Annotated in this window: 18 protein-coding genes; 7 read left to right on the forward strand and 11 right to left on the reverse strand. The window is 34.2% G+C overall.

Annotation, left to right across the window (positions count from 1 at the left end; all coding sequences use genetic code 11):
• Window positions 1-66 precede the first annotated feature (66 nt).
• Window positions 67-1236 carry a THUMP domain-containing class I SAM-dependent RNA methyltransferase gene (locus EQG68_RS07065; protein ID WP_129464092.1) on the forward strand — a complete coding sequence of 390 codons (1170 nt, stop codon included), beginning with the start codon at window positions 67-69 and terminating at the stop codon, window positions 1234-1236.
• A 3-nt stretch (window positions 1237-1239) separates the two neighbouring features.
• The gene (locus tag EQG68_RS07070) at window positions 1240-1584 is read left to right on the forward strand and encodes a hypothetical protein (RefSeq protein WP_129464093.1); all 345 of its coding nucleotides are present in this window, start codon (window positions 1240-1242) and stop codon (window positions 1582-1584) included.
• A 32-nt stretch (window positions 1585-1616) separates the two neighbouring features.
• On the opposite strand, the gene EQG68_RS07075 is transcribed toward EQG68_RS07070, so the two are convergent.
• The gene (locus tag EQG68_RS07075) at window positions 1617-2327 is read right to left on the reverse strand and encodes a YebC/PmpR family DNA-binding transcriptional regulator (RefSeq protein ID WP_129464094.1); all 711 of its coding nucleotides are present in this window, start codon (window positions 2325-2327) and stop codon (window positions 1617-1619) included.
• 88 nt (window positions 2328-2415) lie between these two features.
• A complete protein-coding gene (gcvT, locus tag EQG68_RS07080; RefSeq protein WP_129464095.1) occupies window positions 2416-3498 on the reverse strand; it encodes a glycine cleavage system aminomethyltransferase GcvT in 1083 nt (360 codons plus the stop codon).
• Between the two features lie 216 nt (window positions 3499-3714).
• Between gcvT and EQG68_RS07085 the strand changes: the two genes are divergently transcribed.
• From EQG68_RS07085 to EQG68_RS07100, 4 genes are all read left to right on the forward strand, one after another.
• Window positions 3715-4854: an alpha/beta hydrolase gene (locus EQG68_RS07085; protein WP_129464096.1), complete on the forward strand. Its 1140-nt coding sequence runs from the start codon at window positions 3715-3717 to the stop codon at window positions 4852-4854.
• A gap of 5 nt (window positions 4855-4859) precedes the next feature.
• Window positions 4860-6272 (forward strand): leucyl aminopeptidase family protein, encoded by a 1413-nt coding sequence (locus tag EQG68_RS07090; protein WP_129464097.1) that lies wholly within the window; start codon window positions 4860-4862, stop codon window positions 6270-6272.
• A 3-nt stretch (window positions 6273-6275) separates the two neighbouring features.
• Window positions 6276-7493, forward strand: a complete 1218-nt coding sequence (locus tag EQG68_RS07095; protein ID WP_129464098.1) for an ATP-grasp domain-containing protein — start codon at window positions 6276-6278, stop codon at window positions 7491-7493.
• A gap of 97 nt (window positions 7494-7590) precedes the next feature.
• A complete protein-coding gene (locus EQG68_RS07100) occupies window positions 7591-8130 on the forward strand; it encodes a hypothetical protein (protein WP_129464099.1) in 540 nt (179 codons plus the stop codon).
• A 103-nt stretch (window positions 8131-8233) separates the two neighbouring features.
• Here the strand turns inward: EQG68_RS07100 and EQG68_RS07105 are convergent, their stop codons facing one another.
• The 7 genes from EQG68_RS07105 to EQG68_RS07135 form a co-directional block, all read right to left on the reverse strand.
• Window positions 8234-9424, reverse strand: a complete 1191-nt coding sequence (locus tag EQG68_RS07105) for a hypothetical protein (protein WP_129464100.1) — start codon at window positions 9422-9424, stop codon at window positions 8234-8236.
• Window positions 9425-9502: 78 nt separating this feature from the next.
• Window positions 9503-10330: a type 1 glutamine amidotransferase gene (locus tag EQG68_RS07110; RefSeq protein WP_129464101.1), complete on the reverse strand. Its 828-nt coding sequence runs from the start codon at window positions 10328-10330 to the stop codon at window positions 9503-9505.
• A gap of 239 nt (window positions 10331-10569) precedes the next feature.
• On the reverse strand, window positions 10570-11685 hold the full coding sequence (locus tag EQG68_RS07115; protein ID WP_129464102.1) for a carboxylate-amine ligase: 1116 nt from the start codon (window positions 11683-11685) through the stop codon (window positions 10570-10572).
• Between the two features lie 29 nt (window positions 11686-11714).
• On the reverse strand, window positions 11715-12671 hold the full coding sequence (locus EQG68_RS07120) for an ATP-grasp domain-containing protein (protein ID WP_129464103.1): 957 nt from the start codon (window positions 12669-12671) through the stop codon (window positions 11715-11717).
• A gap of 20 nt (window positions 12672-12691) precedes the next feature.
• Window positions 12692-13405: an esterase family protein gene (locus tag EQG68_RS07125; RefSeq protein WP_129464104.1), complete on the reverse strand. Its 714-nt coding sequence runs from the start codon at window positions 13403-13405 to the stop codon at window positions 12692-12694.
• Window positions 13406-13692: 287 nt separating this feature from the next.
• On the reverse strand, window positions 13693-14097 hold the full coding sequence (locus EQG68_RS07130) for a glyoxalase (protein WP_129464106.1): 405 nt from the start codon (window positions 14095-14097) through the stop codon (window positions 13693-13695).
• Between the two features lie 79 nt (window positions 14098-14176).
• Entirely contained in the window at window positions 14177-15478 is a 1302-nt protein-coding gene (locus EQG68_RS07135; protein ID WP_129464107.1) for an OmpA family protein, read from the reverse strand.
• A 266-nt stretch (window positions 15479-15744) separates the two neighbouring features.
• Here EQG68_RS07135 and EQG68_RS07140 point away from each other — a divergent pair, with 266 nt between their 5' ends.
• A complete protein-coding gene (locus EQG68_RS07140; protein WP_129464109.1) occupies window positions 15745-16134 on the forward strand; it encodes an acyl-CoA thioesterase in 390 nt (129 codons plus the stop codon).
• A 4-nt stretch (window positions 16135-16138) separates the two neighbouring features.
• Here EQG68_RS07140 and EQG68_RS07145 read toward each other — a convergent pair whose 3' ends face one another.
• Window positions 16139-16411 carry a DUF3817 domain-containing protein gene (locus tag EQG68_RS07145; RefSeq protein ID WP_129464110.1) on the reverse strand — a complete coding sequence of 91 codons (273 nt, stop codon included), beginning with the start codon at window positions 16409-16411 and terminating at the stop codon, window positions 16139-16141.
• Window position 16412: 1 nt separating this feature from the next.
• A complete protein-coding gene (locus tag EQG68_RS07150) occupies window positions 16413-17024 on the reverse strand; it encodes a short-chain dehydrogenase (protein ID WP_129464112.1) in 612 nt (203 codons plus the stop codon).
• Between the last annotated feature and the right edge of the window lies 1 nt (window position 17025).

Here is a 17025-nt window from a genome sequence, read left to right on the forward strand (position 1 = left end):
GGTTAGATGCTTTAAGAACGTGCAAATTTAGTGTATTTTTGCCAAGTTTTACAGTTTTATACAATCATGGAGAAGAATTTTAAGATGGTAGCCAAGACCTTTTTTGGTTTTGAAGATATTTTAGCCAAAGAAGTGCAACAATTAGGGGGACAAGATGTGCAAAAGGGAACGCGTGTGGTAACTTTTTTCGGTGACAAAGGTTTTATGTATAAAGCTAATTTGTCGTTGCGGACGGCTCTTAAAATTCTAAAACCTATTAAAGGGTTTAAAGTCTTTAATGAAAGGAGTTTATATGATGGTATTTCAAGTATTGATTGGAGTTTTTTCATGAATGAAAAACAGACTTTTGTTGTGGATGTTACTTTATATTCTGAAGTATTCAACAACTCTCAATTTGTAGCTTTAAAATCCAAAGATGCGATTGTAGATCAATTTCGTGAGAAAACCGGTGTTCGCCCGAGTATTGATAAAGATTTTCCGGATTTACGTATTCATATTCATTTAGACCGCGATCAATGTACAGTTTCATTGGATACTTCCGGTGATTCGTTGCACCACAGAGGGTACCGTTCGGCTACGAATATCGCTCCGATTAACGAAGTTTTAGCAGCCGGAATGTTGATTCTTTCGGGTTGGAATGGCACTTCTCACTTTTTAGATCCAATGTGTGGAAGCGGAACTATTTTGGCTGAAGCAGCGATGATTGCTTGTAATATTCCCGCCAATATAAACCGAAAAGAGTTCGCTTTTGAAAAATGGAACGATTGGGACAATGATTTATTCGACCAAATAATCGATAGTTTGATGAAAAAAACCAGAGAATTTCATTATACGATTAAAGGTTACGACAAAGCTCCAAGTGCCGTTAGAAAAGCCCAAGATAACATTCAGAATGCCAATTTAGACGATTATGTAACCATAGAACAAAAAGACTTTTTTGATTCGGAAAAGCAAACCGAAGGTCCGTTACACATGGTTTTTAATCCGCCCTACGGTGAGCGTTTGGATATTGATATGGAACGTTTTTATAGAGAAATTGGCGATACGTTCAAGCAAAGTTATCCCAACACGCAAGCTTGGTTTATCACGGCTAATTTAGAAGCGTTGAAATTTGTGGGATTAAAACCATCTCGAAAAATCAAATTATTCAACGGAAAATTGGAAGCGAGATTGTTGAAGTATGATATTTATGAAGGCAGTAAACGAACGAAGTTTCAGAATAGGGAAGAGGAGTAATTGATGGCGACAACAACTTACGAATTAAGAAAGAAACCGAAATTATTATTTACTTTAAGTGATAGTGATTTTCATTTGATTGATGAAGATAATTCTGCAAATAATGGTGAATTTAAATACAATTCAATTATTTCGGTTGATTTAGTTAAGGGCAGAACCAATTGGATTGTTTCAATTTTTAGTTTAGTAATTGATTTTATTTTAGATTTAGGAAGTTTTAGTAATTATAAAGAAAAAGACAAATTAATCTTTCAATTGACAAGTTCTAAAATTGAAATTTTGCTTTTTAAAGTAAATAAAAAAGAACTTGAAACTTTAGTTAATAGTTTAAAAAAAAAATCGGCATAAAAAAACTCCCTTTTTCAAGAGAGTTTTTGTTTTTATTCCTGCATCGTGTGATACACATTCATCACATCATCATCTTCTTCAATTTTTTCTAACAGTTTTTCTACATCCGCCATTTGCTCTGGTGTGACTTCTTTGGTGATTTGCGGAATTCGTTCAAAACCGGACGATAAAATCTCGATGTTTCTGTTTTCCAATTCTTTTTGAATGGCACCAAAACTTTCAAAGGGGGCATACATTAGAATTCCGTCTTCGTCGGCAAAAATTTCTTCTACACCAAAATCAATCATTTCTAATTCCAATTCTTCCACATCTTGACCTTCTGCAGGAATTCTGAAATTACAGGTGTGGTCAAACATAAATTCAACCGAACCTTGTGTGCCTAACGTTCCGTTACATTTGTTAAAATAACTTCGAATATTTGCAACCGTTCTATTGTTGTTGTCAGTGGCTGTTTCAATCAGAATAGCGATGCCATGCGGAGCATAACCTTCAAACAAAACCTCTTTAAAATTGGCTGTATCTTTATCAGATGCTTTTTTTATGGCTCGTTCAACATTGTCTTTCGGCATATTGGCAGCCTTGGCATTCTGAATAACGGCACGCAAACGAGAGTTGGTTTCCGGATTCGGACCCCCTTCTTTTACAGCCATTACAATGTCTTTTCCTATTCTGGTAAACGTTTTGGCCATGGCTGACCAACGTTTCATTTTACGTGCTTTTCTAAATTCAAACGCTCTTCCCATTTCTATTTATTTCAAAATTCTGTATTCGTTATTCAAAGTTCAAAATTGTGGTGCAAAAATAGTATTTATACTAAAATTTCAAAAACTTTTACTTCTTATAAAAAGGCATTTTAACCACTTTCGCTTTTACTTTATTGTTTCTGATTTGGATGTAAATTTCAGAATCAACTCCAGCAAATTCAGTCTTTACATAACCCATTCCAATTCCTTTTCCAACCGTTGGTGCCATTGTTCCTGAAGTTACGATTCCGATATTGTTTCCATCTGCATCCATAATTTCATAGTCGTGACGAGGAATTCCTCTTTCCAACAATTCAAAACCTACTAATTTCCGTGAAACGCCTTCTTCTTTTTGTTTTTTTAAGTTTTCTGAATTTACAAAATCTTTGGTGAATTTGGTAATCCAACCTAAACCGGCTTCTAAGGGTGAAGTGGTATCGTTGATGTCGTTTCCATACAAACAAAAGCCCATTTCCAATCGTAGCGTGTCTCTAGCCGCTAAACCGATTGGTTTGATACCAAAGGAAGCACCGGCTTCAAATACTTTATGCCAAATTTGTTCAACTTCGGAATTTTTACAATAAATTTCAAATCCACCTGAACCGGTATAACCCGTTGCAGAAATAATGACATGTTCGATTCCGGCAAAATCAGCTACTTCAAAATGGTAATATTTTATTTCGGACAAATTGATAGAAGTCAATGATTGCATGGCTTCCACTGCTTTCGGACCTTGAATGGCCAATAGGGAATAGTCCTCAGAAAGATTTTTCATTTCCACTCCTAAGTCATTGTGAGATGAAATCCAATTCCAATCCTTTTCAATATTGGAAGCGTTAACCACTAATAAATATTGCTCTTCTTTTATTTTATATACAATTAAATCATCCACTATACCATCTTGATTATTAGGTAGACACGAATATTGAGCTCTACCAATAGTTAAAGTGGAAGCATCGTTAGAAGTAACTTTTTGAATCAAAGCCAACGCATTCGGACCGGATAACAAAAATTCTCCCATATGCGATACATCAAAAACACCTACGGCATTTCGCACGGTTTCGTGTTCAACGGTGACTCCTTCATATTGAACCGGCATATTGTATCCGGCAAACGGAACCATTTTAGCTCCTAAACTTTCGTGAATGTGCGTTAATGCTGTGTTTTTCATTTGTATGTTGTGTAAAATTTGAAGTGGCTAATTTATTAAAAATAATACGATTTTTAATTCAAATAGAATGAATAAATTATTTAATCTTTAAAAATTTATTCAATAAGTCACCATTCTTCTATAAATTGAATTTCAATTAAAAAAATATTTCTAATCACAATCCAAAAAGCTATATTTACTTTTTAATATAATTTAGATTTCGATTAATTTGATTGCATGAAGCCAGCAGAAAATACATTACCACAACAACCTGATAAAGAAATAATTGAACCCCAACTCAATTTGCTTTTAACCACCGATGAAGATGATGATAGACCCGTTTATATTGCCGGAAATTTTAACAATTGGGTTACGCAGGATAAACATTTTCAGATGGAAAAGGTCGGAAAAGGACTTTATCATTTTAAATTTCCTGTCGATTTCAATTATCCTGACGAATTGCTTTATAAATTTACCCGAGGCGATTGGAGTGAAGTAGAAATTGACAAATATGGAAACCGAACCGAAAATCGTTCCTGCAAACAACACAGTGGTGTTCGAAAGGAACATGTGGCAAAATGGCGACACAATTGGCTACCGTTTAAACCCAATTTTTTGCCCAAAGTGCATTTAGTTTCCGAAGAATTTGAAATACCACAACTCAATAAAAAACGTAAGGTTTGGGCGTTGTTACCATATGATTATGAGACTTCTACTGAACATTATCCGGTGATGTATTTGCAAGATGCACAAAATTTATTCAATGAAAAAGCGAAATTCGGCAATTGGGAAATTGATAAAAAATTAGCCGTAATGGCCGAATACAAAATCGGAAAAATTATTGTTATTGCTGTAGAACACGCTGATAATGAACGTATTTTAGAATATAATGTGGGTAATACGGTTCTTGGAACCGGTCAAGGTAAAAAGTACATTCGATTTTTAACCGATACATTAAAACCTTTTATTGACGAAAATTTCAGAACAAAACCGGAACGTGAATATACCGGAATTGGCGGAAGTTCTATGGGCGGATTGGTTAGTATTTTTAGTGGGATAATGTATCCCGAAGTATTTGGAAAGCTAATGATTTTTTCGCCATCACTTTGGGTCGTTCCAAAAATAAAATTGTCTTTTTTGGATATGGAAGAACCACAAGACACTCGAATTTACTTGTATGCCGGAGGAGATGAAAGTGCGACGATGATTGATCATGTTAAGAATTTTAAAAAACGATTACTCAAAAAGGATGCCTTAAACGATAAAATGAAAATCCGTTTGAGTATCAATGAGCAAGGAAAACACAACGAAATCTACTGGAGTGATGAATTCCCAAAAGCTATCGAATGGCTCTATTTTAGTACCAAAGAAGAATAAAAACTATGAAAATTAATTATCTACAAAAAGTCACTTCAACAGAAAATGTAATACTTGTTCCTGTTTTAGAAACAGATGAAACGGTTCAATTTTTGTCTATTGCTGTTTCAAATGAAGTTTTTTCAGGAAAAAAGGATTCCACCTACGTTATCGAAAAAGTAGGTGTGATTTACCTTTTCGTTGGTTTGGGAAAATCACCTGATTTTTCAAGCCTGAAAAAGATTTTTAGAAGAGTAGCACATCAAAAAGAAAACTTTTTTAAAGGTGAAACGTCACTTATTATTCCCGATTTTTTCACTGATAATTCTATAACGGCGGCAATCAATGGTTTGGTTTTAGGTACTTATCGATTAGGTCATTATAAAAAAGAGAAGGAGAAACATCCACTTTTAAATGAAGAATGTATTTTAAACATCATTGCAACGGATAACAAAGAAAATGCTGTAGAACGGGGTTTAAAAATTGCTAATGCTCAATTAGAAACCTATCATTTAGTGGATTTACCGCCTAATAAAATTACTCCCAAACAGTTGGCCGATTGGGCCATTGAAGCGGGAAAGAAATTCGGGTTTTCAGTAGAAGTTTTCGGTCAGCAAAAGTCAAAAGAAATCGGTTTGGATGCCTTTATTTCTGTTGGAAAAGGTAGTGCCAATGAATCGCAGTTTATCGTGATGGATTATTATCCTAAAAATGCAAAAAAACACATTGGTTTGGTTGGAAAAGGAATCACATTTGATACCGGTGGATTGAATATTAAAACAGCCGGAATGGTGCACATGAAATGCGATATGGCAGGTGGTGCAGCAGTTTTAGGAGCCATGCAACTGATTGCTGATTTACAATTACCTTATCGTGTAACGGCAATAGTACCTGCTTGTGAAAATTCGGTGGATGCCAATTCTTTTTTACCGAGTGATGTAATTGGAAGTTACAGTGGTCATTCCATCGAAATCATTGATACCGATGCCGAAGGACGATTGATTTTGGCCGATGGTTTATCTTATTTAATTAAGAATTATAATCCGGAAACGGTTATTGATTTAGCCACCTTAACCGGAAGTAGCGTGGCCACTTTTGGCAATGAATGTGGAGCTTTGTTTACAAACAATGAACAACTGTCCAAGTATTTGCAAGAAGCAGGCGATGGAATTGGGGAACGTTTATGGCCCTTACCATTATGGGATGCCTACAAATCGGATATAGAAAGTGAAATAGCCGATGTGAAAAATTTCTCAGGAAAACCGGTTGCCGGAGCGATTTCTGCTGCCAAATTTTTAGAGTATTTTACTGAAAATCATACCGCTTGGGCTCATCTTGACATTGCCGGTGTCACTTTCGTAGATGATGAATTCGCCAAGACCAAACATGCCACTGCATTTGGAGTGCATTTACTTATTAATTTTATAGAAAACCTATAGTTTATGGAAGATACTACCAAAACTTTTATTTGCATTTCCAATTATTTTAAAGGAAATGATTTTTTAATCAACATGAAGAAATTAGGAAACAAAGTTTTTCTGATTACTTCCGAAAAACTGCGAAACAAGCCTTGGGCTTTTGATTCGATTGATGAAATTTTTTACATGCCCGGTCAAGATATCGATTGGGATTTGGATATGCTTTTGCAAGGTGTTGCGGGATTAATGCGAAAAGAAAAAATTGATGCGATTGTAGCCTTAGATGATTTTGATGTTGAAAAAGCCACCTTTTTGCGTGAAAATTTGCGAGTGGACGGAATGGGGCAAACTACCGGAAGGTATTTCCGAGATAAGCTGGCCATGCGTGTGAAAGCTCAAGCGGAAGGTGTTCCGGTTCCTGCTTTTAGTGCATTGTTTAATGACGAATACATCAATCATTTTGCGGATACGGTTTCGCCACCGTGGGTATTAAAACCCCGTTCAGAAGCTTCGGCATCCGGAATCATGAAAGTACATTCGAAAGACGAATTATGGCAAAAAATACATGAATTAGGCGATAATCGCATAAAATATTTGGTAGAACAATTCAAATCGGGAGCAGTTTATCATTGTGACGGATTGAATTTTAACAACAAAGTATTATTCAGCATCACATCGCAATATTTGGCTACACCCATGGAGATTTCGCAAGGTGGCGGAATTTTTAGAAGTGCCAATATTCCGTATAATTCTGCGGATGACAAAGCGATTAAGAAAGTGAATGAACAAGTAATGAAAGCCTTTGGCATGAAACATGGAGCCACGCACACCGAATTTATCAAATGCAATGAAGACGGAAAAATTTACTTTTTAGAAACGTCTTCAAGAGTAGGAGGAGCCCATTTGGCTGAAATGGTGGAAGCCGCTTCCGATATCAATTTATGGGGTGAATGGGCCAAAATTGAAGATGCGTTGGTGCGAGGAAAAGAATACAAAGTTCCTTCACAAAAGAAACAATTTGCCGGAATTGTGTTGACCTTATCCAAATTTGAACATCCGGATTTGAGTGGTTTTAATGATAACGAAGTTTGTTTCCGAGTTCCATTAGAATACCATGCCGGTTTGATTGTGAAATCCGAAAAACATGAACGTGTTCGTGAATTGTTAGACGACTATGCGGAGCGATTGGTAAAAGATTTTGCGACTGTGGCTCAACAAGAGAAGGTAAAGAAGTTGCATTAAATTCATAATATTATAATTTTATATTTACCATATAAGTCATATAAGTTTTAAAACAGTAAAAACTTATATGACTTATATGTTTAAAAAATAATTTAATTTGAGAAAATATAGTTCCAACAACTTCCATAAACACACTTTTTGCCTATGGAAAGAGGTTTCACAAACAGATTTTGAATTACAGCAACCACAATTTAAAAGTAAATCGGGTAGTGAATATTTTTTTACTGAGGCAGGTGTTTACCGCATCTCCAACCATTGGGGAAGAGCTGCTAATTGTCGTTGGCGATTGTTACCATTAACTCATTATAAAAACCAACACATCAAAATAGGTTTTGCCCGTTGGACCGATTTTTACCCTAATGACGAAACCGCCAACTTATTCTTTATTCAAGTGGATTTTGAACAGAAAACCATTGATTTTTTTCACAAAGACATGCCGTTTTATGATGGAAAAGCCTTTTTACGAAATGCCTCCGAAACTGCTAAAACGATTAAAATTATCAAACAAATTTTAAATGAAGAAGATTGGGCAAAGTATTTGGAGTATGAGGATTTGGAGAGTTTGAGAAGAGGAGTTATTGAAAAATTTATAAATTCGAACCTAAGTTTAAATGAAATTAAAAGAGAATATAATTAGTATTTAAACATTAAGAATTTAAGTTGTTTTAAGAATTTCAATAAGGCTTAAAAATACTTAATGAATCAATCTTAAATTCTTAATGTTTAAAAGATTGAATGTTTTATCTCTCAAACATCCCAACCGTACCACCAACCCAATCTTTATCTTTGTTGAATTTCACACCAATCATTTCACCACGGCTTAGTCGGACTAAATTGGTTACTAAAGTAGGTGAGGGGGCGTCTTTTTTCCAAACGGCTATTAAGCGGACTTCGGCTTTTACTTTGCCATCCGGAGACTGAATGATGGGAAGATAGTTTACTTTTTTCTGCAAAATGTATAAGTCTTTTTCTGTAACGGCTTCAATGTCTTCTTTTTTCACGTGGAAAATGACACCACTTCCTGAGAAAGAAAACAACGGTTTGAGCACATAGTTTTCCAAATCGGTTGGAATTTCTTTTAAATCGCTCAATAAAGTGGTTTCAATAAAATACTCACCTTTCAAATAAGGTAAAATGAATTTACTGATGCGGAAAAACCAGTTGGGATGTCCGGCCCATTCCACGTCTAAATCGGCAGAAAAATCAAAGTTGAGTTGCAAGTCGGTTCGCAAATCCAATTCGTCAAAAATGACACGGTTATAGATTCGTTTTACTTCAATTTCAATTCCTTTATCATTCGTGTAAAACAGCTTTTTTCCTTTCTGAATTAATTCTGTTACACAAACTACCGGAATTCCAATATCTCGTTTACAGTAATAAAAATCGATTTTAGTGTTTTGCTTTTCAGGTTCAATTTCTAACAGAATTACATTTTCTTTCGGATGATTATTACAAATTACTTCTTCGATTAATTTTAAATACGATTCGTTATCCAAACCATTTAAAAAAGGAGTCAATTGATTCAGAAAAGGGTAGAAGTCAACAAATTTTTGTGACAGATGATTTTGAAAATTAAATAACGAAGGAAATCCTTGTACTTCAATTAATTTCGGAATAATTTTTCCGTCTTCTTCACAAATTCCAAAATCGATGGCTAAAAATGTGGTGTGATTGTCTTCGTTTGGTACTTTCCTATTTAACTCTAAGGCTTTGTTAGTTAATTCTTTAAATCCATCTTGTTGAATAAAATCAATCACATGATTGTAACCTTCCAATAACTGTTCTTTTAATTCATTTGTGATGAAAAAAGGCGTTTCTCCAATCCGAAAAGTTGGTTTGTAATCAAAATCTGCCGCGATTGAATCTATTAACTGATTGTATTTTTCGGTAGAGAACTCTTTGTTAAACTGATTTCGAAAAGCTGTATTCATTGTAAATCATTTTTTAAAAAAAAGACACAAAAGAAAATCCTAGTGTGCCTTTGTGTTGGAATTTAAAATTTATAAAACTTAGTTAGAGAGTATTTTTTTATGTTTTAGTAAGTCGTTAATGGCTATTCGGAGAAAATTAGGAATGATCGTTTCGTTGGTCAAGTAAATTTTATCTTCTTCCACTAAATATTCTAACATTTTCAGGAATTTAACTCGTCCTTTCATGGCGATGATTTTTTCTCTGAAAGCTCTGTTTCGCATGTGAGCTAAAAAACTGATTGGGTCAGCTTCAGGATGAAATTGGAGCCCCACTATTTCATTTGAAAATCGAATACCCATAATCGCTCTTTCGTATTGAACGTGGTCTCTTATTTTCTCCAATGCAATAATTTCAGCACCTAACTTTTTGAATCGCTTGACATGAGGTTGCACCACTTGATAATCACGACTATCAATTGAGTAGAAAGGGTTGTTTAAACCTTCAAACAATGGATCAATTAAACCATCATTGACTTTGTGAGTGGTCATCACACCAAACGAAGTATCTTTTCGTTTGTTAATTTCGGCTAATCCAAAGTGTTTACAAGCCATTTGAAAGGAATGACAGATGAACAATACATGTTTTTTCATTTCATTTTCTTGATTCCAATTCCAAATAGAGTCGATTAAATTATAATAGTTTACATCCCATTTACCGTCGCCTTCTAAGGGGTTTCCTGGTCCGCCGGTAGAAATATAAATATCAAATTTGTGAACATCAGGTATTTCATTTTTAGTACGAATATCAAAAATTTGAAAGGATACCATTTGATTGAATCGGTTAATAATATCGATGATACAACGCATTCCTTGATTAGGTTCGCCATTATACATATCTAAAACCGCTATTTTAATTTGTGTATTCATTTGGTAACTATTTTATAAGGCAAAGATAACGTATTTGATTTAGTTGGCTGATAGGGTTTTATAGTTGTTTATTCAATAGAAATTAACAATTTTGAATAGCACACGGATTTTTCGGACTAAATGGAATTTGTTGTCCTAACATTTTTCTTGCTTTGCAAGAGACTGCTTCGCTATCGCTCGTGTCCTATTTCGACTTCGTCATCTTTCGGAATGACAAAAATGTTTCTAACTTCTACCTTCTAAATTCCTTTCGTAAACTCACTCGTAATAAAATCGACTACTTTTGTTAAATCTTTAGTTTCTTCAAAAATAGCTAATTGTTTTGCGGCACCGGTTCCTTCACGAAGGATGGTGTGCACATAATTAATTTCATCACGACTTCCCAATTCATCCACCACATCGTCAATAAATTCCAATAATTCGAGAATTAGTTCTTTCGTTGGAACTTCTTTTTGCAATCCAAAATCAATCATATTTCCTTGTACACCGTAACGTGCGGCACGAAATTTATTTTCTTTTATCAACGCCAATCGATACACATTAAAACTGGTGTTTGCGGTATTCAATTTGTAAAGTTTTGCTACGATGGCTTGAATAATGGCGACGATACAAATCGTTTCATCCACCGTTAAACTCATATCGCAAATGCGGAATTCAATCGTATTGTAAAATGGATGCAAACGCAAATCCCACCAAATTTTCTTCGGATTATCAATGCAATTCGTTTTGACTAAAGTTTCTAAGAAATTATCATACGATTGCACCGAATCAAAATATTCCGGCAAACCGGTTCGGGGAAATTTGTCAAATACTTTAGTTCTAAACGATTTGTAGCCCGTATTTCTTCCTTCCCAAAAAGGAGAATTGGTTGAAAGTGAAAAAATATGCGGTAAAAAATAACACGCTTGATTGATTAATTGCAAACCTACTTCACGGCTTTCTATTCCCACATGGCAATGCATTCCAAAAATCAAATTGGAACGAGCTGCATCTTGCAATTCATTTACAATCATGTGATAACGAGGATCATCTGTAATCGGTTGGTCTTGCCATTTAGAGAACGGATGCGTTCCGGCAGCACCGACAACTAAACCTTGTTTGGCGGCTAATTCCACAATTTTTTTTCGCAGAAAAGTGATTTCTTCACGGGCTTCTTTTACACTTTTACAAATATTGGTGCCTACTTCCACAACAGATTGGTGCATTTCGGCTTTTACTTGTTCCTTAAGAATGATTTTGGCCCCATCTACAATTTTAGACATGTGCGAACGCAAGTCTCTTGTTTCCGGATCAATAATCAAGTATTCTTCTTCTACACCGAGTGTAAAAACGGGTAATTCTTTTTTTGTAATCATTCTGTTATTCAATTATTTAATTGAAAATATTAAAATCGTTTAGCCTCGTTAACGGAACCTTTCATGAATGTACCCCAGGTAAGATTCATTTGTCCATCTTTGTGTTTCTTTGCATATTCAATCGCCATTTTGGCTGCTTCTTCCACCACCCATTCAAAGTTTTCTTTGCCGACAGAGGTCAATTCAGCATCCGGTGCAGGATTTCCAAAATCGATTGCATAGGGAATTCCATCCCGAACTGCAAATTCAACAGTATTAAAATCATAGCCTAATCCTTTACATAGCCGTAATGTATACTCTTTGACTGTGGCTAACAATTTTTTATCTGCCGGCGGACCATCTACTACATAACGCAAATGGTGCGGATTTCGGGGTTCATAAGGCATAATTCTTACCGCTTTTCCGCCTAGACAATACACTCGAAAATACTGGTCAAAAACAATTTCTTCTTGCAAAAGCATTACCAATTGTCCGGTTTCACGGTGAATATCCCAAAACTCGTCACGGTTTTCTAATCGATACACGTTTTTCCATCCGCCGCCTGCATAAGGTTTCATATAAGCGGGGAATTTAACATAGTCAAAAATGGTTTCCCAATCCATCGGATAGGCTAAATTTCTAAACGATTTACTGGTGGTATCGGTTGGATGTTCGGCAGAAGGTAAAATTACTGTATTTGGTAAAGGAACGCCTAAAACATCAGCTAAACAGTTATTGAAAAACTTATCATCGGCACTCCACCAAAATGGATTGTTAATAACAGCTGTACCGGTTAAAGCCGCATTTTTTAAATAAGCTCTATAAAATGGTACATCCTGAGAAATTCTGTCAATTATTACAGCATATTCTGTGGCCTTATTTTGTACAACTTTATCAATTGAAACGGCTTCGGCAATAATTCCTTTTTCGTTTTTTGAATTCACACGATCAATAAATGCTTGGGGGAAGGTGTCTTCCATTCCAAATAAAATTCCAATTTTTTTCATAGTAAATTATGTTATATTGTTTAAAAAAATTTAATTCTCGATAAATAGTGCGGAAACATTTCTTTCCAAACCGGCCAATCGTGTTCCCTGTCCTGACGAACATCCAACCAATGTGGTATATCACGATGGGCGAGGACTCGACTCAGTTTTAAATTGGCATCAAAACAGATATCCCAATTGGATGTGCCGAGTACGATATCCATATTCCACAATTCTCGATCATTCAAACCGTGTAAATAATCTTCCGGGCTATTATAAAAAACATTATCATCATGATAACCATCCATAAAGCTTTTGATGTTAAAAGCTCCACCCATAGAAAACATGTGGCTCACGTAACCGGGATGCCGGAACGCAAAATTGGCCGCATGATAACCACCAAAGCTACAGCCGGCTACGGCCACTTTTCCGGAATAAGTATTATTTTTAACTCGTTCTACAATTTCATGACAAATCATCTTATCATACCAAACATGGTTTTGAATTCGATGCGTTGGGTGGATTTTCTTGTTGTAAAAACTATCTTTGTCGATACTGTCCGGACAAAAAATTTGAATTAGACCTTGTTCAATATACCAACTCGCTGAGGCGATGAGTCCTTGATCTCTATTTTCATGGAAACTTCCCATTGACGTAGGGAATAAAATTATAGGATATCCGGCATGACCAAAAACCAACATTTGAATTTCTCTGCCCAAGTTAGGGGAGTGCCATTTGAAATATTCTTCTCTCATAACATTCGTTTTAACAATAATAATGAAAAAATATCAGAATTAATGACAAAAGGGAGAGTTTTGATTATTTTTATGATTTAGTCTTTAACAATCTGAAAAGGGTGAAAAAAGCTTAAAAAACTGATTGATTTTTGATGTTTGATTTAAGTATTTGCAATAAAAAATACATTCCATTATTTTGAAATTTATAGGAATATATTTTAAATGTATTTAATTGTTTAGAAAATCTGATTCAATTGGCAAAAAAATAATGAAAAATATTATTTATGTTAAGCACAAAAAATAGATTAAGATGCTTGTTGGGTATCAAACAATAAGATATTGCTTTTTAATCGTTCAATTAACATATTCATCATTCGTTTATTCAGGTTGGATGAATTTTTGATATAATCTTCATATTCAGAAAGTGTGAATAATCCTATCACAATTCCTTTCAATGAGTTTCTGAATTTGATATCTTTTTGAATAGAATTCTCAATGAACTGTAACTTCTTTTCGGTTGAATAAGTATAAAAATCATTTTTATGTTTAGAAATATAATTTTTAAATACATCTACAAACAAATCATTTTGAAGTTTGAGAATAGGGCGGATGGTTAGGTTTTGAAATTTTTCTTCGGCAGAGGATTGTTCAGTAACTACTCCCAGAGCTTCACCACGGTTTTCGATAATATAACGATCTCTTGTTGTCATGATTTTTATTTTAAAGTTATAAAAAAACCTCTGTCGTGAAACAGAGGTTGATTTTTAGTTATTAAGAATCGATTGTTAATTATTTCACTTTGAAAGTTACTCTTCTTACCAATTTTCTAGCACCGGCAGAGTCTTTATCAACTGAGGTATCTTCTCCTTGTGAAATAACATTTAATCGTTCCGGAGCAATTCCAGCTTTGATTAAAATTTCTTTAACATTAGAAGCTCTGTCATTGGCTAACTTATTATTATAAGGTGTATTTCCAATTTCATCAGCAAAACCAATAATATCAACTGAAGCTTCCGGATTGTTTAACAAATACGTACGGATGAAATCAATTCCTTCTGTTGAAACATTAGTTGGTTGTTTTTTGTTAAAGTCAAAATAAGTCGCTACATATCCATCATTAATGAATTTTTTCATCATTTCTGTAGAGTTAGCGTCATTATTGTAAGTTTGATTTGTAACATAAGTGTTATTCAAATATTTCTCTAACTCATCAGGGACACCATTTTGATTAATGTCAACCATTCTTCCTTTTGTATCTACGGCAACACCTGCAATTGAATTTGGTTCTACATCTAAATAATCAGGCACACCATCTTGATCACTATCACTCATATCGTTTTCAATTTGACCAACTCGTTTTTCAAGAGCATCTATTTCTTCTTGTTGTTTGTTTGTAATGGTAGCCCAATCTCCGTGTACTTTGTGTGAACCAAAAGAATAAGATATACCTAAAGAAGTAGTATACATACTACCTGCTAGGTTATTGCTGTCATCAGAATAAGCACCATCCCAATTGAAATGTTGTCTAACGTTAGAAATTAAAGTGAAATCTGCTGTTACAGCTAAATTTTTAGTGATTCTAAATTCAGGTGTAAACCCAACCATTATACCGCCATTCCATTCACTAACACCTTCATTGACACCCATTTGAGGCGTCATTTGAGCTACTTGAATACCACCATGTAGTAACATGCCGAATCTACCTAAACTTTCTTGTATATCAAATAAACGAGCTGCATTAACAACCCCTTGAACTCCGATTCTTATTTGACGCATTTCAAAATCTAAACTTTCATCACTTAAATTTTTAAGATTGTCGTAAGCACCATCAAATTTTAATCCAAATTTTGGACTAAACATGTATCGTACACCAATATTAAAATGATTAAGTGTAAAGCTTCCTAAAACTTTGTCAGCATTACTGGCAAAATAACCAGTAGAGTAAGGTTTTATTCCTTTACCTTGACCAAGGTTTAGCTCAATAGACCATTTGTTATACTCATCAACTTTTGAAACTTCTGTTGAATCTTGTGCAAAAGATGTTACACATGCAAAGATTGACAGGGAAAAAATAAGTAGGTTTTTTTTCATTTTGGTGTTTATTTTATTGAAAAATCAAATTTTATACGCCGGCAAAGATAGTTAAAAGTTTATAAACTCAACCTTTTTGTTAAAAAAAAACCAAAAATAATCTCTTAGTTTAAAAGTAGTTAGCGATGAAATACAGTTCTAATAGCTATATAACAAGGTAAAAATGATTGAGTTAAATTACGAAAAGCTTTTAGGTTAATTTGTGTTTAAATTTAGATGAACATTTGATTTAAGCTTAATTTTGTTTTAAATTTAATTCAATATTTATGAGATTTCATACACGAAAATGGGTTAAACCCGAAGATTTGAACCCAAACGGAACCTTATTTGGTGGTAGGTTATTGGCTTGGATTGACGAAGAAGTTGCTTTGTACTCCATTATTCAACTTGAAAATGCAAAAATTGTTACCAAACACATGTCTGAAATAAATTTTAAAAGTTCAGCAAAACCCGGAGATATTGTTGAAATTGGCATCGATGTAGTCAAGTTTGGTAAAACCTCTTTAACGCTAACTTGCGAAGTCCGGAATATTATGACAAGAGAAACTATTATTTCTGTGGATACCATCACAATGGTCAACTTAAGTGAAGAAGGAAAGCCACTTCCACACGGCAAAACACAAATTGAATACGTGAAAGATAGACTTGAAAAATAAAACCTTAAGTCAAGTATTTTTTCTCAACATAGAAGGTTCCGAAAGGAATTATAGAAGCTAAACCAATTATTGCTAATAATTTAAAACTCCAATTCAAAGTAAACTTCAATAGGAGAGCCAAAACAACATAGAGGATAAACAATATTCCATGTGCCATTCCTATAGTTTTTACATAAATTTCCTGATCAAACATATATTTCATGGGCATCGCAAAAAACAATAGAACTAAAAGTGAAATACCTTCTAAAAGAGCAATCTTTTTAAAAAAACCTATCATTTTATAACATTTGATAAATTGCAAATCCGTATACTACAAATCGTAAAAGGCGAAGTAATGCAAACATCAGGAAGTTTTTAAAATTAAATTTTATCATTCCAGCGGCCATTGCAGCCATTGCAAATGGAAGTGGTAATAACGCTCCTACAGCTATCAATAAGCCTCCCCATTTTCGCATGTTAATAATGTGTTTACTCATTTTAGTAAACATGAAGTTATTTACAGAGGGTATAATTAGCATTGCTTTTCCCAACAAATACGAAACGACTCCACCTAAATAGGATAAAATCGCTAATAATGATAAATAAAGTAGAGGATAATCTGTGTTTTTTGTCCAAGCAATAAATATATCAGGTGGAATTAATCCCAAAATTGACTCAGAAGCAAAAAATACAGAGAAAATCGTTAAATCACTGTATTGTTCAGTTAACATTATTAATGCCTCGTTAATGTTAATTACATAATAATGAACATAAAATAATGCCCCAACAATCAAAGCTGTTGGTAAAAAGGCACTTTTTAATCCATCAAAAATGAATTTGTAAAAACCTGTATAGGTATAATACATGTGGAGTTGTCTCCATTTATTTTTTTTAATTTTTTCGCGTTGCATA

It is taken from the genome of Flavobacterium piscinae (assembly GCF_004122145.1).
GTDB classification, from domain to species: Bacteria; Bacteroidota; Bacteroidia; order Flavobacteriales; family Flavobacteriaceae; genus Flavobacterium; species Flavobacterium piscinae.

Coding starts and splice junctions, on each gene's coding strand:
- EQG68_RS07070 (WP_129464093.1), top strand. CDS start 1,240: ATGGCGACAACAACTTACGAATTAAGAAAGAAACCGAAATTATTATTT.
- EQG68_RS07130 (WP_129464106.1), bottom strand. CDS start 14,097: ATGACAACAAGAGATCGTTATATTATCGAAAACCGTGGTGAAGCTCTG.
- EQG68_RS07115 (WP_129464102.1), bottom strand. CDS start 11,685: ATGATTACAAAAAAAGAATTACCCGTTTTTACACTCGGTGTAGAAGAA.
- EQG68_RS07125 (WP_129464104.1), bottom strand. CDS start 13,405: ATGAGAGAAGAATATTTCAAATGGCACTCCCCTAACTTGGGCAGAGAA.
- EQG68_RS07140 (WP_129464109.1), top strand. CDS start 15,745: ATGAGATTTCATACACGAAAATGGGTTAAACCCGAAGATTTGAACCCA.
- EQG68_RS07145 (WP_129464110.1), bottom strand. CDS start 16,411: ATGATAGGTTTTTTTAAAAAGATTGCTCTTTTAGAAGGTATTTCACTT.
- EQG68_RS07150 (WP_129464112.1), bottom strand. CDS start 17,024: ATGCAACGCGAAAAAATTAAAAAAAATAAATGGAGACAACTCCACATG.
- EQG68_RS07105 (WP_129464100.1), bottom strand. CDS start 9,424: ATGAATACAGCTTTTCGAAATCAGTTTAACAAAGAGTTCTCTACCGAA.
- EQG68_RS07090 (WP_129464097.1), top strand. CDS start 4,860: ATGAAAATTAATTATCTACAAAAAGTCACTTCAACAGAAAATGTAATA.
- gcvT (WP_129464095.1), bottom strand. CDS start 3,498: ATGAAAAACACAGCATTAACGCACATTCACGAAAGTTTAGGAGCTAAA.
- EQG68_RS07095 (WP_129464098.1), top strand. CDS start 6,276: ATGGAAGATACTACCAAAACTTTTATTTGCATTTCCAATTATTTTAAA.
- EQG68_RS07085 (WP_129464096.1), top strand. CDS start 3,715: ATGAAGCCAGCAGAAAATACATTACCACAACAACCTGATAAAGAAATA.
- EQG68_RS07110 (WP_129464101.1), bottom strand. CDS start 10,330: ATGAATACACAAATTAAAATAGCGGTTTTAGATATGTATAATGGCGAA.
- EQG68_RS07075 (WP_129464094.1), bottom strand. CDS start 2,327: ATGGGAAGAGCGTTTGAATTTAGAAAAGCACGTAAAATGAAACGTTGG.
- EQG68_RS07135 (WP_129464107.1), bottom strand. CDS start 15,478: ATGAAAAAAAACCTACTTATTTTTTCCCTGTCAATCTTTGCATGTGTA.
- EQG68_RS07065 (WP_129464092.1), top strand. CDS start 67: ATGGAGAAGAATTTTAAGATGGTAGCCAAGACCTTTTTTGGTTTTGAA.
- EQG68_RS07120 (WP_129464103.1), bottom strand. CDS start 12,671: ATGAAAAAAATTGGAATTTTATTTGGAATGGAAGACACCTTCCCCCAA.